Annotated in this window: 16 protein-coding genes; 7 read left to right on the top strand and 9 right to left on the bottom strand. The window is 70.1% G+C overall.

What is annotated here, in order from left to right:
• The first annotated feature begins 67 nt into the window (after window positions 1–67).
• Entirely contained in the window at window positions 68–949 is an 882-nt protein-coding gene (locus tag QTI17_RS10965) for a CoA transferase (protein WP_286533074.1), read from the top strand.
• A 15-nt stretch (window positions 950–964) separates the two neighbouring features.
• Here QTI17_RS10965 and QTI17_RS10960 read toward each other — a convergent pair whose 3' ends face one another.
• The 5 genes from QTI17_RS10960 to QTI17_RS10940 form a co-directional block, all read right to left on the bottom strand.
• The gene (locus QTI17_RS10960; RefSeq protein ID WP_286533073.1) at window positions 965–1339 is read right to left on the bottom strand and encodes a hypothetical protein; all 375 of its coding nucleotides are present in this window, start codon (window positions 1337–1339) and stop codon (window positions 965–967) included.
• Between the two features lie 69 nt (window positions 1340–1408).
• Complete coding sequence (locus QTI17_RS10955) at window positions 1409–2296, bottom strand: aldo/keto reductase (protein ID WP_286533071.1); 888 nt, start codon at window positions 2294–2296, stop codon at window positions 1409–1411.
• Between the two features lie 5 nt (window positions 2297–2301).
• On the bottom strand, window positions 2302–3600 hold the full coding sequence (locus tag QTI17_RS10950) for an NTP/NDP exchange transporter (protein WP_286533069.1): 1299 nt from the start codon (window positions 3598–3600) through the stop codon (window positions 2302–2304).
• Window positions 3597–4340: an NADPH-dependent F420 reductase gene (locus QTI17_RS10945; protein ID WP_286533067.1), complete on the bottom strand. Its 744-nt coding sequence runs from the start codon at window positions 4338–4340 to the stop codon at window positions 3597–3599. The genes QTI17_RS10950 and QTI17_RS10945 overlap by 4 nt, the downstream gene beginning before the upstream one ends.
• 78 nt (window positions 4341–4418) lie before the next feature.
• Window positions 4419–5399, bottom strand: a complete 981-nt coding sequence (locus QTI17_RS10940) for a Bug family tripartite tricarboxylate transporter substrate binding protein (RefSeq protein ID WP_286533066.1) — start codon at window positions 5397–5399, stop codon at window positions 4419–4421.
• Window positions 5400–5556: 157 nt separating this feature from the next.
• On the opposite strand from QTI17_RS10940, the gene QTI17_RS10935 reads away from it, so the two are divergent.
• From QTI17_RS10935 to QTI17_RS10925, 3 genes are all read left to right on the top strand, one after another.
• On the top strand, window positions 5557–6528 hold the full coding sequence (locus QTI17_RS10935; RefSeq protein ID WP_286533064.1) for a LysR family transcriptional regulator: 972 nt from the start codon (window positions 5557–5559) through the stop codon (window positions 6526–6528).
• 100 nt (window positions 6529–6628) lie between these two features.
• Window positions 6629–7123, top strand: coding sequence for a hypothetical protein (locus QTI17_RS10930; protein WP_286533062.1), 495 nt, complete (start codon window positions 6629–6631; stop codon window positions 7121–7123).
• A gap of 9 nt (window positions 7124–7132) precedes the next feature.
• Window positions 7133–8485, top strand: coding sequence for a GAF domain-containing protein (locus QTI17_RS10925; RefSeq protein ID WP_286533060.1), 1353 nt, complete (start codon window positions 7133–7135; stop codon window positions 8483–8485).
• Between the two features lie 12 nt (window positions 8486–8497).
• Here the strand turns inward: QTI17_RS10925 and QTI17_RS10920 are convergent, their stop codons facing one another.
• Together QTI17_RS10920 and QTI17_RS10915 are read right to left on the bottom strand one after the other, a co-directional pair.
• On the bottom strand, window positions 8498–9211 hold the full coding sequence (locus tag QTI17_RS10920) for a hemerythrin domain-containing protein (RefSeq protein WP_286533058.1): 714 nt from the start codon (window positions 9209–9211) through the stop codon (window positions 8498–8500).
• Window positions 9212–9360: 149 nt separating this feature from the next.
• Window positions 9361–11490, bottom strand: coding sequence for an esterase-like activity of phytase family protein (locus QTI17_RS10915; protein WP_286533056.1), 2130 nt, complete (start codon window positions 11488–11490; stop codon window positions 9361–9363).
• Between the two features lie 130 nt (window positions 11491–11620).
• On the opposite strand from QTI17_RS10915, the gene QTI17_RS35035 reads away from it, so the two are divergent.
• Together QTI17_RS35035 and QTI17_RS10910 are read left to right on the top strand one after the other, a co-directional pair.
• Window positions 11621–11800, top strand: a complete 180-nt coding sequence (locus tag QTI17_RS35035; RefSeq protein ID WP_353506700.1) for a hypothetical protein — start codon at window positions 11621–11623, stop codon at window positions 11798–11800.
• Window positions 11801–11806: 6 nt separating this feature from the next.
• Window positions 11807–12856, top strand: coding sequence for an ABC transporter substrate-binding protein (locus tag QTI17_RS10910; protein WP_353506702.1), 1050 nt, complete (start codon window positions 11807–11809; stop codon window positions 12854–12856).
• A 30-nt stretch (window positions 12857–12886) separates the two neighbouring features.
• Here the strand turns inward: QTI17_RS10910 and QTI17_RS10905 are convergent, their stop codons facing one another.
• The gene (locus QTI17_RS10905; protein ID WP_353506701.1) at window positions 12887–13120 is read right to left on the bottom strand and encodes a type II toxin-antitoxin system RelE/ParE family toxin; all 234 of its coding nucleotides are present in this window, start codon (window positions 13118–13120) and stop codon (window positions 12887–12889) included.
• A gap of 130 nt (window positions 13121–13250) precedes the next feature.
• On the opposite strand from QTI17_RS10905, the gene QTI17_RS10900 reads away from it, so the two are divergent.
• Window positions 13251–13697 (top strand): universal stress protein, encoded by a 447-nt coding sequence (locus QTI17_RS10900; RefSeq protein ID WP_286533054.1) that lies wholly within the window; start codon window positions 13251–13253, stop codon window positions 13695–13697.
• A gap of 17 nt (window positions 13698–13714) precedes the next feature.
• On the opposite strand, the gene QTI17_RS10895 is transcribed toward QTI17_RS10900, so the two are convergent.
• Window positions 13715–14632, bottom strand: coding sequence for a hypothetical protein (locus QTI17_RS10895; RefSeq protein ID WP_286533052.1), 918 nt, complete (start codon window positions 14630–14632; stop codon window positions 13715–13717).
• Between the last annotated feature and the right edge of the window lie 27 nt (window positions 14633–14659).

Below are 14659 nucleotides of genomic sequence, written 5' to 3'. Positions count from 1 at the left end.
GAGCGCCTGCGCCGAGCCGGTAAGCTCTATCTCGCCGCCACTTTTCTTTTCTCAAGGACGCCCGCCGATGCCGACCTCTGTCCCCGCCGAAGCCCCCTTCATGCCGCTGGCCGGCGTGCGCATCCTGAGCCTGGCGCTCAACCTGCCCGGTCCCGCCGCGCTGATGCGCTGCCGCGCCATGGGCGCCGCCTGCCTCAAGTTCGAACCGCCGGCGGGCGACCCGATGGGCCACTACAACCGGCCGGCCTATGCCGCGCTGCACGAGGGCGTGACGGTGGAAGTGGTCGACCTGAAGGCCGACGCCGGCCGTGACAGGCTGCACGAGGCGCTGGACGCCACCGACGTGCTGCTGACCTCGTTCCGGCCCTCGGCGCTGGCCAAGCTCGGGCTCGACTGGGCGGCGCTGCAGGCCCGCCACCCGAGGCTGTCGCAGGTCGCGATCGTCGGCGCACCCGGCGAGCGCGCCGAGGAGCCCGGCCACGACCTCACCTACCTGGCGGAAAGCGGGCTGGTCACCGGCACCGCATTGCCGCCCACGCTCTTCGCCGACATGGGCGGCGCCTTGCTGGCCAGCGAAGCGGTGCTGCAGGCGGCCCTGCGCACCGGCGCTTCGCACACCGCCGGCATCTACCGCGAAGTGGCGTTGAACGCCGCCGCCGACTGGCTCGCACTGCCGCGCACCTGGGGGCTGACGCAACCGCAGGGCGCGGTCGGCGGTGCCCACGCGGGGTACCGGGTCTATCCGTGCGCCGATGGCCGGGCGGCGGTCGCGGCGCTCGAACCGCATTTCGCCATCAGGCTGTGCGAAGCGGCAGGGCTGCCGGCGGGCGACATGCTGTCGCCGGCGATCCACGAGGCGCTGGCGCAATGGTTCGCCCGCCGCAGCCGGGCCGAACTCGACGCCATCGCCCGCGAGCGCGACCTGCCTCTGCTCACGCTGGCCGGCTGATCCGCGCCCCCGCGGCTACTGAGCCACCTGGACCCAGCCCACCGGGCAGGCCTGGACGGTCGGGAAATAGCCGATCGGGTTCTGGCAGTACCAGAGCGCCGGAGCGCCGCTCACCACGACCACGGGCGGCGGCCCATAGAACACCGGAACGCCGACCACCACGACACGGTGGAACGGAAAGCCGGGTCGGACCGGAAACACGGGATGAACCGGGAACGCCGGTCGTCCCGGCACGACGGCGACGCGCGCAACCCCTGGCGCCGTGCGGAACGCGCGATGGACGCCGCCGGGGCTGCCTCCTTGCATGCCGTTGCCATTGAAGGCCAGGCTCGTCGTCGCGCCGCCAGCCACGGCGGCCGTCATCGCGAGGGTCAGTGCGAATCTCTTCATGGAGCACCTCCGCCTGAAGTCGGTGTTGGACTTCGGCCGAAGGCCGGGAGTTCAGGCGCGCCGCCCGTGTCAGAGTGTCTGCACGAACGCCACCATCCGCCCGCGCTCCGCGGCATCCGGCAGCCGGCCGCGCATGGCGCCGAGGTTGTCCGCCATGTGGCCCGGATCGGAGGTGCCCGGAATCACCGCCGTGACCCGCTCGTCGCCCAGCAGGTACTTGAGGAAGAACTGCGCCCAGCTGTCGGCAAAGCCCGTCGCCCACTCGGGCAGCGGCTTGCCGCGCACCGCCCGGAACAGCCGGCCGCGGCCGAAGGGCAAGGCCGTCAGCACGCCGGCACGCATGTCGGCCGCAAGGGGCAGGATGCGCGCTTCGGCTTCGCGGTCGTCGAGCGAATAGCCGATCTGCACGAAGTCCGGTTTCTCGCGCGCCAGCACCGCCTCGATGGCCGTGTAGTCGCGATGCGAGGTCGAGGTGATCCCGGTGTAGCGGCACAGGCCCTCGGCCTTCCAGGCCTTGAACCGGGCCAGCGACTGCTGCGGGTCGCGCACGTTGTGAAGCTGGAGCAGGTCGACCCGGCGCGTGCCGAGCCGGGTCAGCGAGCGCTCGAGTTCGGCGGCGTCCGGCGCTTCGAGCTTGGTCGCGACGAAGACCCGGTCGCGGCCGCCGGCGGCCGGCATCGCCTGGCCCAGCACGCGTTCCGCGTCGCCGTAGACCGAGGCGGTGTCGATCAGCCGGCCGCCGCCCTCGAGCAGGGTCCGCACGACCTGCGCCGCGGCCTCGCGGGTCCGGGCGTCGTCGCTGTCGAACACGCTGGCGGTGCCAAGGCCGACCGCCGGCAGGCGCTCGCCCGTGGCGGGAATGGCGCGCAGGATCAGGGCGCCTCCCCGGTCTTGCGCGAACACGCCGGGCGGCCACGCCACCGCGGCCGCCAGCGCGGAAAAGCTTCGCCGTGTCATCGATGTCATGGCGGATCCCCCAGCGCCCGGTCGACGGGCAAGGACGCGCGGCGCTCCTGCGTGCGTCCCAGCGTTGACGACAGGACGACCCAGGCAAGCGCCACCGGCAGCGCGCACAGCGCGATGGCGCCGATCTTGAGTCCGATCAGGTGCAGCATGTCGTAGACCCAGCCGTAGAGCGCATCGGAGCCCCGGTAGATCACGACGTCGATGAGGTTTTTCGCCTTGTATTTCTCCTCGCGCCCGACGACCGTGAAGAACACCTGCCGTGCCGGATTGGCGATCGCGAAGTTCATCCACCGCTGGACCACCTGGAACACCAGCACCACCGCGAGGGTCGGCGCCATCGCCAGGCAGAGGAAGCCGACGACATAGACCGCAGGCAGCGCCGCCGCCGCCATGCCGGTACCGAAACGCTGGAGCAGGCGCCCGGTGGCGAAGACCTGCGTCGCCAGCGTCAGCAGCCCGACCGCCAGGTCGATGCTGGCGAAGATCCGCGTCTGCGCGCCCGCGCCCTGAACCGACGCGGCCACCACGTTCGCCTGCATGAAATAGAGCATCGTCGCACCGAAGGACAGCAAGCTGACCCAGGCGCCGACGCCGAGCAGGTAAGGCGAGCGCAGAAGCCCCGACAGTCCGGAGAAGGCGCCGCCCCCCACCCGGCCCTCGATGCCGCGCCGAGGGCCGGCGCCGTTCGCGCCCGCGCTGCGCTCGAGCCGATGGGCGCAGAACACAGCGGCTTCGAGGAAGACGATGGCCGCGATCAGCAGGTTGTGCGGCCCGAGCGGGACCGACAACGCAATGGTGATCACCGGCCCCAGCAGCGCGCCCGCCGTGCCGCCGGCACCGATGAAGCCGAACAGCCGCTTGCCCTGCTCGCTGGTGAACAGATCGGCCATGAACGACCAGAACACCGCGACCGCGAACAGGTTGAAGACGCTGACCCAGACGAAGAACACCCGCGCCACGATCACCGGCGCGATGCCGAGCGCCAGCAGCACCCAGAACAGCGCCAGGTTGAGGACGAAGAAATGGTAGACCGCCGGGATGAACCGGGCCCGCGGCAGCCTCGCCACCAGCGCGCCGAAGACCGGCTGCGCGGCCAGCAGCGTGACGAAGGTCGCGGTGAACAGCCACGGCAGCGCCCGCGTCCCGCCGGCGATGCCCATCTGGTCGCGCAGCGGCCGCAGCACGTAGTAGCCCGCCAGGAGCGCGAAGAAATAGCCGAAGGACCACCACGCCGCCGCCAACTCCTGCGGCGTCGCCGGAACGGCCCGCCGCAGCCAGCGCCGCAGCGCCGTCATGGCGCCAGCGACAGCTTCTGCCTGAGTTCGGCGGCGCTCACCGCCTGCCCGTAGCCGGGACCGCCGCGCTGGAAGCGCCGGGCATCGGCCAGCTTGCCGACCACCACGGGGTCGAAGCCGGCATCGCCGACCAGCCTGGCCGCGACCCGGACCGCCTCGGGATCGTCGCCGGCGATCGGGATCGCCAGCCTGGGCGCGGGCCGGTTGGCTTCCCGCGCGAAGATCGTGTAGGACATCGTGTTGAACGCCCGCACCAGCCGTGCGCCTGAAAGGTATTTCTGCGAGACGACGCCGATGCCCTCCTGCTCGACCTCGTCTGCCACGGTGCCGTCGCGCGAGGCCACCGCGTTGCAGGCATCGAGCAGGACCTTGCCCTTGAGGGCGGCTCCGTGGTCCTGGCCGATCTGGGGCAGCGCGCCATAGGGCACCGCGATGAACAGCGCATCGCCGAACGCGATCGCCTGGGCGACGGTGCCGGCACTGGCGAGCGGCCCGAGGCTGGCCACCAGGTCCTTGAGCTCTTCCGGATGGCGCGACGACAGCATCACCGGATGGCCGGCCTTGACCCACAGTCCGCCGATGGTGCCGCCGATGCGGCCGGCGCCGATGATGCCGATGCGCATGCCGGCCGCCGGCTGCGCCCGGGCGCCCTGCGGGCCGAGCGCCGCGAGCACAAGCCAGCTGCCGCCCGCGGCGAGCAGGCCGCGCCGGGCGCGATCGAAGGGATGATGTTGCGGCATCGAAACCTCCTGCAGTTCCGGGCCATCATCCGCCGCCCGGCACGGCCGCGCAAGGCGCCCGGGCGCGCCCGGGCAGGGTCAGAGCTTGATGCCGGCCGCCTTCACCGTCGGGCCGAGCACCCCCACCTGGTCCTTCACGATCGCTTCGAAGCGCGCCGTGCTCTCGGGCTTGGCGACGATCCCCAGCTCGATCAACTTCTTCTGGACCTCGGGCATCACCAGCACCTCGTTGCAGGCGTCGTGCAGGCGCACCACCATCTCGGGCGGCAGCTTGGCCGGACCGCTGAGGCCGAAGAAGTTCTCCAGCACCAGCTTCGGCTGGCCGACCTCGACGATGGTCGGCACCTCGGGCATCAGCGGCGATCGCGCGCTGCCGGTCACGGCCAGCGGCACCAGCTGGCCGTTCTTGAAGAAGGGCACGTAGGCGGTGATGACGTCGATGCCGACCGGGATCACGTTGGCGAGCAGGTCGGTGGTCATCGGCGCGCCGCCGCGGTAGGGCACGTGCACGAGGTTGGCGCCGGTGGTCTTGCGGATCAGCTCGCCGTGGATGTGGCCGATCGATCCCGGGCCGCCGGAGCCGAAGTCCAGCCGGCCGTCCTTGCGGGCCCGCGCCTCCAGCTCGGCGAAGCTGGTGATGCCCGAGGGCTTGCTGGCCATGACCACCAGCGGGGCGGAGCCCAGGGAGACGATGTGGGTGAATGCGGCCACCGGGTCGTAGGGCTGCTTCTCGAGCGTGAACGGGCCGAGCGCGAGCGGGGTCGAGTTCGACAGCATGAAGGTGTAGCCGTCGGGCGCCGCGGCCGCCACCTGGGCGCCGCCGATGGTGCCGCCGGCGCCGGGCTTGTTGTCGACCACCACCGCCTGGCCGAGCTTCTTGCCCAGCTGCTCGGCCAGCACGCGCGCCAGGATGTCGCTCGACCCGCCGGGCGGGAAGGTGACGATGATCTTGATCGGCTTGTCGGGCCACTGCGCCAGGGCCGGCAGCGCCATGGAGGCGGCGCCGGCGGCCAGCAGTTGGAGGGCGCCGCGGCGTGTGGTGGAGGTCGGGATAGTCATGCGGTGGTGCAGCAAAAGTGATGCCCGACTGTAGGAACGCCGGCATGGCACGCCAATCGCTAGGCAGCAATCAGCGGCATAGCAAAGTGCCGCCCCGGAGCCCGCCGGCGACTGGCGCTGGTGCCCCGGGGCACCAAAGCTGTGCAGGAGACACGCCATGTCACGCGCCAACGACCCATTCGACACCTACCTGCTGCGCGTCTTCAGCATCCTGATGAACGAACGCAGCGTCTCGCGCGCGGCGACGCGCCTGAACCAGTCGCAGCCCGCGGTCAGCACCGCGCTGAAGCGGCTGCGCGAGATCTTCGACGACCCGCTCCTTATCAAGGACAAGCAGCGCATGGTGCCGACCGAGCGCGCCCTGCAGCTCGAGGCCTCGGTCCGCGTGGTGCTCGGAGAGATCGACGCCCTGCTCTCGCCCGGCGACGTCTTCGACCCGGCCACCACCCGCCAGACCTTCCGCATCGGCACGCCCGACTACCTGGCGCCGCCGCTGATGGCGGCCGTCGTGCAGTACCTGCGCACCACCGCGCCCGGGGCGCGGATGCTGCTGCAGCCGCTCGGGCCCGACTACGACTACGACGGCGCCCTCGCCGACGGCGAGATCGACGTCGTGATCGGCAACTGGCCGCAGCCGCCCGAGCACCTGCGCACCACCTTGCTGCTGGAGGACGAGATCGTCTGCCTGGTCGACCGCGACCACCCCGGCGCCAGCGGCATGCGCGCCACCGACTACCTCCAGGGCTCGCACGTGGTGCCGCTGCTCTACAGCGGGCTGCAGCGCGGCGTGGTCGAGACCCACCTGGCGGCCCAGCGGCTGACGCGCACGCCGACCGTCACGGTGCCCTTCTTCTCGATGGCGCCGCACCTGCTGCCCGGCACCGACCTGATCTTCACCACCAGCCGGCATTTCGCGCTGCACTTCGCCGCGATACTGCCGCTGGCCGTGGTGCCGGCGCCGATCGACTTCCCGCCGATGCGCTTCTACCAGCTCTGGCATGGCCGCAACCAGCATGCGCCGGGCCACATCTGGTTCCGCTCGCTGCTGTCGGCCGTGATGCGCACGGCCAGCGCGACCCGCCACCTGCGCGTCAGCGCGCCGCCTTCGGAAGTCCGCCTCGCGGCCTGAGTCGCAGGCCGCGTCGGCCGCTTGGCGTAGGCCGTCCGGAAAACGGTCGGCGGCGGGACTTTGAATCAAAATGCCGGGTTCAGACCCACACCCGGTCCCCATGCCCGCCCTGCCCCACCCGCTGCTGAACCCCGAGCACATCGCGATGATCGACAAGGGCGTCTCGACCATCGTCGCCTCGCGCAATGCCGCGCATCGGCCGAGCCTGATGCGGGCGGTCGGCGCCGCCATCGCGCCCGACGGCAGCGAGGTCACGGTCTATCTCGCGCGCAGCCGGTCGCGCCAGTTGCTGCAGGACGTCGCGGCGACCGGCCAGGTCGCGGTGGTCTTCAGCGAACCGCTGAGCCATCGCACCGTGCAGGTCAAGGCGCGCGAAGTCGAACTGCGCAGCGCCGTCGACGGCGACGCGCCCGTGCTGAAGCGCTACCTGCGCTCGATGGAGCACGAGATCGGCAACGTCGGCTTGAGCGCTGACTTCGTGCAGGCGATGCTGGCCTGCCGGCTGGACGACGTGGTCGCGATCCGCTTCCGACCGAGCGAAGCCTACGACCAGACGCCCGGCCCCAAGGCCGGCAGCGCGCTGCCGGCGGCCTGACCCTTCATCATGAACACACGCCAGCCGTCGCCGTCGCTGCACGCGATCCGGGCCTGCTTCGAGGGCGCCATCCCGGCGGTGATGGCGACCTGCTCGGAAGACGGCACGCCCAACGTCGCCTACATCTCGCAGGTCTACTACGTCGACGAGCGGCATGTGGCGCTGTCCTTCCAGTTCTTCAACAAGACCCGCAAGAACATCCTGGCCAACCCGTACGCGACCGTGCTGGTGCTGGACCCGACGGTCGCCGCCATGTACCGCATCGAGCTGCGCTACCTGCGCACCGAGACCGAAGGGCCGCGCTTCGAAGGCATGAAGGCGCAGCTGGCCGGCATCGCCTCCCACAGCGGCATGGCGGCCGTGTTCCGGCTGCTCGGCGCCGACATCTACGAGGTCGAGGCGGTCGAGGCCGTCGAAGGCGAACGGCTCGCGCCGCCGCCGCCGCGCCACGGCCTGCTGGCCGGCGTGCGCCGCTCGGCCGAGCGGCTGGCCGCCTGCTGCGCCACCGACGAGCTGCTGCAGGGCGTGCTGGCCGTGCTCAACGACCAGCTCGACATCCGCCATGCGATGGTGCTCATGCGCGACGGCGCGACCGAGCGCCTCTACACCGTGGCGAGCTGCGGCTACGCCACCTCGGGCGTCGGCTCCGAGATCGAGATCGGCCATGGCGTGATCGGGGTCGCCGCGCGCGAGCGCACACCGGTGCGCATCAGCCACATGACGAACGCGGCGAACTACAGCCACGCGGTGCGCAGCAGCATGCGCGAGATCGAGCCCGGCCTGGTGCTCGACACCGAGATCCCGTTTCCGGGCCTGGCCGAGCCGCGCAGCCAGCTGGCGGTGCCGATCGTCTCCAGCGACCGCCTGCTGGGCGCGCTGTTCGTCGAGAGTCCGATCGACATGCGCTTCGGCTTCGAGGACGAGGACGCGCTGGTCGCCATTGCCGGCCACCTCGGCGCCGCGCTGGAGCTGCTGCGCACCGGCGACGACGCGGCGGCCGCGGCCGAAGCACCTGCCCGTGCGCCGCCGCCCTCCGGCGCGCCTATCGCGGTGCGCCACTACCTCGCCAACAGCAGCATCTTCATCGGCGACAGCTACCTCATCAAGGGCGTCGCAGGCGCCATCCTCGGCAAGCTGCTGCGCGAACACACGCAGCAGGGCCGCAGCGAATTCAGCAACCGCGAGCTGCGGCTCGACCCTGCGCTGCGCCTGCCCGACCTGTCGGACAACCTGGAGGCACGGCTGGTGCTGCTGCAGCGCCGGCTGCAGGAGAACAGCCCGCACATCCGGATCGAGAAGACCGGCCGCGGGCGCTTCCTGCTGCGGGTCGAGCGGCCGGTCGCGCTGCAGGAGATTGCATAGGGCGTGTTCACCCTAGGCCGCCAACCCCAGGCTCTGGCCTAGCTTGGCCCATTCGCGCTCGCTCAGGTGCGGGCGCACCACCTCCAGCGCGGCAGCGAAGGCCGGCGCGGGTGCATGGGCGCGCATGTCACCCAGCATCGCGGCGCGCTCGATGGGGTTCATGAAGGGCACCATCCAGCGCAGCACGTACATCATCTCGTCGGGCGGGATCGACGCCACCAGCGCGTCGTGGATCGCGATCAGCTCGGCATCGGTGTAGCGCGCCCACAGCACCGCGTTGTGCGCCGTCTCCTCGACGTGCATGTGCTCGAAGTTGTGGGCGATGAACAGCGACAGCGCGCGGTACAGCGCCAACGCGGCGGCCGGGCGACCCGCCGGTTCGCATTGCAGCAGCGCCGTGGTCTGCTCCGCCAGCGCGACGATGGCATGCACGTGCTCCTCGTGCTCGTGCGCGATCTTGCCGCTGGCGCCGGGTGCGCGGGCCTCCAGCGCCGGGTGGATGAAGTCGTTCTCGTGCTGCAGGTGCGAGCGGCAGAAATCGAGCAGCTCGAGCACGCGCTGCGTCACCTGCGCGCGCTCCAGCGCGTCCTCGCTGTCCATCCGGCCGACGGCCAGCAGGGTGTCGGCCATCAGCGCACGCAGCGCCTTGTGGATGCCGGCATACATGTCGACGCGGGGCGCTGCGGCCTCCGCGACAAGGCGCAGTTCGCGCTGATCGATGTTCATGGGGTGGTCCTTCCTTCCGGGTTCAGCGGCCGGCGCACCATGCGCCCGCCTGCTGGAAAGAAGTCTAGAAATCGAAGCCCGCGCCCGCCGCTAAGAATTGCTTAAGCAATCCCTCACGGAACCTTAAATTTCAACCGCGGGCACTCGCCTCAGGAGGCGGGCAGCGTCAGTGCGGTCAGTTGCCGGTCGAAGCGCAGCAGCCACAGGCGCGTCGGCCGTTCGATGTCGCTGCCGCGCGTGAGGCGCGCGCCCACCACGCCCGCCGGGCATCCGCTCACGATCGCGCCGGCGGCGTCGACGGTGCAGTCCTCGATGCTGCCCGCCACCCGCTGGCCATTGGCGTCCAGCAGCATGGTGGACAGCCCGAAGTCGTTGTCGTTGACCAGGGCCAGCGTGTGGTCGTCCACCAGCGTCAGGCCTTCGGCCTTCTCCGCCACCCAGCCGAGTGCGTTGAGGTCGAGCAGTTCGGTCTTCTTGAGCGTGACCACGCCCGACCAGTCGGCGCCGTTCGACACCGCCTGCGTGATGCTGCTGATCTCGAGGTTGTGGTCCAGCGTCGCGATGTCGGTGGCATTGGCCGGGATCTCGACCAGCATCAGCTTGTTGAACACCTTCGCATCGCTCTTGCGCGCCCCTTGCTCGATCACGATGAAGCGGCCGTTGCCCAGGCTCACGACGTCGCCGAGCTTGGCATTGCCGGTGCGGTCCTTGTCGTACTGGCTGCCGTCGATCGGATAGGCATAGAGCTTCGAGCGCTCGGTGCCCGGATCGAACTCGAGCCAGCGCGTGAACTTGGCGATGTGCCGCACGTCGGTGTTGCTGCCGCCGGGCGGCTTGGCCTTGATCGACTTGCCGGCGCCGTCGCGCGGATCGATCGGACTCTGCAGGAAGCCATGCAGCCGGCCGCTGGCGACATCGAGCGTCAGGCCTTCCATGCCGCGGTTCGGGCGCCGCTGCGCCAGCACCGCCGGCAGGTCCGTCGCACCGGCACCCGGCGCGTACTTCTTCTCGATCACGCCGGTGTCGATGTTGATGCGCACGATGAAGGGGCCGTACTCGTCGCTGCTCCACAGCACCTTGCGCGCCTTGTCGAGCACCAGGGTCTCGGGATCGAGGCCGTTGGCGTCGAAGTTGGCCTTGGCCGCGTCGAAGACGTAGGCATCGGTCAGCGGCGTCTCCCCGGTCGCGCCGACGCCCGATTGCGGCGGAAGGCCGGTGGCCTTGCGGGTCGCGTCCACCTTGAGGGCGACGCTGTTCTGCAGCCGGGCACCGGTCTTGCCGATCGTGACCAGTCCGAAGCTCGGCGCGAACGAGGGGGCCGGGAACACCTTGCTGATGTTGGTGCCGGCGCCGCCGGGAACCGGCGCGGTCGGACCGTCGCCGTTGGGGCCGCGATCGGTGATCGCGTAGAACTCCAGCGCGCCGTCGGCGGCCGTGCCCTTGAAGGCCAGGCCGGAGCCGTAGGCCGGCAGGAAGCCGTGCGGGAAGTCCGCCCGGATCTTGTCGTTGGCCCCTTCGTAGGGCACGTTGAACTTGGCGTCGGCCTGCATTTGAAGGCGGGTGACGCTGACCGCGATGCTGCCCAGCGCGTTGCTCTGGGTCGCGGTCTCGGTCACCGGCGCGCCGAGCTGCGAAGCCAGCGTGTTCTCGAAATGCTCGCGTGCCAGGGCGCGTCGGCTGGCGTCGGACACCCGGGTGGCGTAGGGCGCGGGCAGCGTGGCCAGCAGCGTGCTGAGCGCCGTATCGAAGCTCGCGGCCGCTGCCGAGAAATCGAGCGCGCCGGCCTTCAATGCGTTCTTCAGTGCGTCCGTGATGCGGATGCCGTTGCTCGGATCGCCGTCCTCGTCGAAGCTCTGCAGCGCCACCAGGCGATTGACCACCGCGTCGGCCTTCAGGCCGTCGGCCGTGGCCTGCTGGCCGGCGAGCGCCAGCGGCGTGATCGACGTGCCGCAGGCGGCGCTGCCGATGGCGAGCGCGCCGAGGCTGAAGCTCACGGTCTCGCCCGCCTTGCAGGCGAACTCCCCCTTGGCGGAGGTGACGGCCTTGGCGGCCGTGCCCGCGACGTAGTCCAGGCCCTCTACCGCGGCATCGAGGAAGACACCGCTCACGCCCTGGCCCGCCGCCACGCTGCCGCCGCTGCCCGTGCTGCCGCCTGTGCCGCCAGTGCTCGCGCCCCCCGCCGGCAGCGCGAACCCGCCGCCGCTCCCGCCGCCGCATGCGGCCACCACGAGGCCGGCGCCCACCGCCGCCAGCCACGTCATCCTCGATCGCTCGTTCATTGTTGGTCGTTCCTGCAGAGTGAAGCCCGCGCAACGCGCGCGAGCCCCGGCATTAGCGCGGATGTTTGTGACGGCGGCGTGAAAGCCCGGGCCCGCATAGACTGCCCGCTCGAACAACAAGGAGACATGCATGCATCGGATGACCCCCAAGCTGCGGCGTATCGCCGTGGCCGCCGCCCTCGTCGCACTGGCTGCCGGCGCCGCGGCGCAGGCCCGCATCTCGGACAACGTCGTCAGGATCGGCGTTCTGACCGACCTGTCGGGCGTGTCGAGCGACAACGCGGGCAAGGGATCGATCGTGGCGGCGTAGCTCGCCATCGACGAATTCTCGAAGGACCGCAAGGTGCTCGGCGTGCCGATCGAACTGATCTCGGCCGACTCGCAGGGCAAGACCGACATCGGCGCCACCAAGGCGCGCGAGTGGTACGACCAGAACGGCGTCGACATGATCACCGACCTGACCTACTCCAACGTCGCCCTCGCCGTCACGCGCATCGCCGACGAAAAGAAGAAGCTCGCGATGGTCACCGGCGCCGGCGCCTCCACCATCAGCGACGACCAATGCACCGCCCACAGCGTTCACTGGATGTACGACACCTATTCGCTGGCCAACAGCACCGTGCCCGCGATGATCAGAAAGGGCATGAACAGCTGGTACTTCATCACCGCCGACTACGCCTTCGGCAACGCGCTCGAAAAAGACGCCACGGCGATCATCAACAAGTCGGGCGGCAAGGTGCTGGGCTCGTCGCGGCATCCGCTCAATTCGTCCGACCAGTCGTCCTACCTGCTGAAGGCACAGGACTCGGGCGCCCAGGTGATCGCGCTGGCCAACTCGGGCCTCGACACGCTCAACACGGTCAAGCAGGCCTCGCAGTTCGCGATGGTGCGCGGCGGCAAGCAGACCTTCACGCCTCTGCTGTCGCTGATCACCGAGATCCACGGCATGGGACTCGCCAACGCCCAGGGAATGATCCTGACCAACGGCTTCTACTGGGACTACGACGAGCGCTCGCGCGCCTTCGCGCAGCGCTTCCACGCCGTCCACCGCAAGATGCCGACCATGATGCAGGCGGCGGTCTACTCGGCGGTGCTGAGCTACCTGAAGGCCATCGAGGCCACCGGCACCGACGATGCCGATACCGTGCTCGCCAGGCTGCGCGCCAGCCGGCTCGACGATGCCGTGATCCGCAACGGCCAGTTGCGCGCCGACGGCAAGATGGTGCACGACATGCTGCTGGTCCAGGTCAAGACGCCGGCCGAATCGAAGGGTGAATGGGACCTCTACAAGGTGCTCGAGACCATCCCGGGCGACAAGGCCTTCGCGCCGCTGGCCGATTCGAAGTGCACGCTGGTGAAGCGCTGAGCCGGACGGCGAGGCTCGGGCCTTGGGGCGTCAGGCCTGGGCCGGGTCCGCCATCCAGGCGGGGACATCTCGTCGACCATGCAGCACGCGCCAGACGTCGATGTGGTCGTCGCGCTCGACGTGGAACACCAAATAGGGATGTCGGGTCAGAGGCCAGAAGCGAACGCCCGGCAGATTCAACTCTTGGGCGTAGCGCGAGGAGCCGGTGCCTGGATGCCGGCCGATGTGCGCGTACGCACGTTCCAGCGCATCGATGAATCGCAGGGCGGCCTGCCTGGCGTGTGCGGTCCCCGGCCTAGGTGATCCCGCCTAGAACATGAGCCTTGCCTTGTAACCATGCACCGGCCGGACTAATCTGAAACCGGGGCGGGCCCCACCCGCCCGGGAGCGAGCCATGTACGAACGCATCCTCGTCGCCACCGACGGCTCGGAGTTGTCGGAGCAGGCCGTGACCGCCGCCATCGACCTCGCCTTGCTCACGCAGTCCGAACTGTTCGCCGTCAAGGTCTCCCAGCACCATTCCGCCAGCTACTTCGAGGGCTCGCTGCTGCTCAGCCAGATGGAGGTCTCGCGCCTTCGCGACGAGGCCGACGCCGAGTCCCAGCGGGTGGTCGATGCGGTCAAGGGCAAGGCCGACTCCCGGGGAGTGAAGCGCACCACCGGCATCGTCATGCGCGCCGAAGGGGTGTCGGAGGCGATCATCGAAGCGGCCCGGGTCCACCACTGCGACCTGATCGTGATGGCCTCGCACGGCCGGCGCGGCATCAAGCGCCTGCTGATGGGCAGCGAGACGCTGCACGTGCTCACGCATTCGCACACGCCGGTGCTGGTGCTGCGCTGAGGGTCGAAGGGCCGGCCTCAGCGGCCCGGGGGACCGTCGCGCTGACGGTCTTCGCGCTTGGCGGCCAGGTAGGTGGCCAGGTCGATCTCGTGCAACTGCACAGGGTAGCGCTCGACCGCCTCGAACCACCGGATCTGGCGCTTCTCGGCGCGCTCCGCCGCCGGCATCGACAGGCCGTCGAGGTAGGCCTCCAGCGCCAGGAAGTAGCGCATCGCGTTGCGCTCCACCAGGCCGCGCAGGCCGCGAATGTAGTCGGGGTCGCCATTCGGCTTCTTGCCGACCACGGTGAAGCCGACCTTCTCGCTGCCGAAGGTCGCGAGGTAGGCCATGGTGGCGAGCCGGGCCACCATGTTGTGGTCATAGGAATAGGCGAAGTGCAGAAAGGACTGATGCTCGCCGAGCGGTATGCCCTCGACCATCACGCGATAGCCGCTGGTGCCCATCGGCCCCGAATCGGCCGTCAGGTCGATCAGCAGGTAGTCGCGCGCGGCCTGCGCGGTGCGGCGCACAAAGGACAGTTCGAAGGCCTGGTCGATCGGTTTGTCGTAGCGCGGCACCACGCTCAAGGTGAGCGTCTCGCCGGCGGCCCCCGGCGCGACCCGGCAGCGGCGGTTGTTGACATGCAGCAGCAGCATCTCGCACCACTGCGCCGATTGATCGAGCGACCGCCGCACGTCTTCCAGCGAATGGTTGACCACCGCGTAGACGTCGCCCTGGAGGCCGCCCTCGGTTTCTTGCGAGTCCAGCACGATGGGCCGCTTCAGGGGGCTGTGGGCCAGGGCCTCGCCCAGCTTCTGGTGCCGCTCGCGCAGGGCCTGCGCCGAACCGGCCTCCAGCGGCGCGGCCTGGGCGGCGAAGGCCAGCAGCCAGAGCACCAGCCCGAGGCCGATGCCGATGCGAAACCACGGGGACGGAGCGGCCGGCGGTGTGTTCATGCCGACACGATACAGCGACCGCGCCAG

It is taken from the genome of Variovorax sp. J31P179 (assembly GCF_030316985.1).
Classification (GTDB): domain Bacteria; phylum Pseudomonadota; class Gammaproteobacteria; order Burkholderiales; family Burkholderiaceae_C; genus Variovorax; species Variovorax ginsengisoli_B.
Note: the sequence above shows the minus strand (reverse complement) of the source record. Positions and strands in the feature narration are given on the sequence as shown.

Bases quoted from the DNA above. Each gene is read 5' to 3' on its own strand.
- QTI17_RS10965 (WP_286533074.1), top strand. From the start codon at position 68: ATGCCGACCTCTGTCCCCGCCGAAGCCCCCTTCATGCCGCTGGCCGGC.
- QTI17_RS10950 (WP_286533069.1), bottom strand. From the start codon at position 3,600: ATGACGGCGCTGCGGCGCTGGCTGCGGCGGGCCGTTCCGGCGACGCCG.
- QTI17_RS10955 (WP_286533071.1), bottom strand. From the start codon at position 2,296: ATGACACGGCGAAGCTTTTCCGCGCTGGCGGCCGCGGTGGCGTGGCCG.
- QTI17_RS10895 (WP_286533052.1), bottom strand. From the start codon at position 14,632: ATGAACACACCGCCGGCCGCTCCGTCCCCGTGGTTTCGCATCGGCATC.
- QTI17_RS10920 (WP_286533058.1), bottom strand. From the start codon at position 9,211: ATGAACATCGATCAGCGCGAACTGCGCCTTGTCGCGGAGGCCGCAGCG.
- QTI17_RS35035 (WP_353506700.1), top strand. From the start codon at position 11,621: ATGCATCGGATGACCCCCAAGCTGCGGCGTATCGCCGTGGCCGCCGCC.
- QTI17_RS10945 (WP_286533067.1), bottom strand. From the start codon at position 4,340: ATGCCGCAACATCATCCCTTCGATCGCGCCCGGCGCGGCCTGCTCGCC.
- QTI17_RS10925 (WP_286533060.1), top strand. From the start codon at position 7,133: ATGAACACACGCCAGCCGTCGCCGTCGCTGCACGCGATCCGGGCCTGC.
- QTI17_RS10935 (WP_286533064.1), top strand. From the start codon at position 5,557: ATGTCACGCGCCAACGACCCATTCGACACCTACCTGCTGCGCGTCTTC.
- QTI17_RS10930 (WP_286533062.1), top strand. From the start codon at position 6,629: ATGCCCGCCCTGCCCCACCCGCTGCTGAACCCCGAGCACATCGCGATG.
- QTI17_RS10940 (WP_286533066.1), bottom strand. From the start codon at position 5,399: ATGACTATCCCGACCTCCACCACACGCCGCGGCGCCCTCCAACTGCTG.
- QTI17_RS10900 (WP_286533054.1), top strand. From the start codon at position 13,251: ATGTACGAACGCATCCTCGTCGCCACCGACGGCTCGGAGTTGTCGGAG.
- QTI17_RS10915 (WP_286533056.1), bottom strand. From the start codon at position 11,490: ATGAACGAGCGATCGAGGATGACGTGGCTGGCGGCGGTGGGCGCCGGC.
- QTI17_RS10960 (WP_286533073.1), bottom strand. From the start codon at position 1,339: ATGAAGAGATTCGCACTGACCCTCGCGATGACGGCCGCCGTGGCTGGC.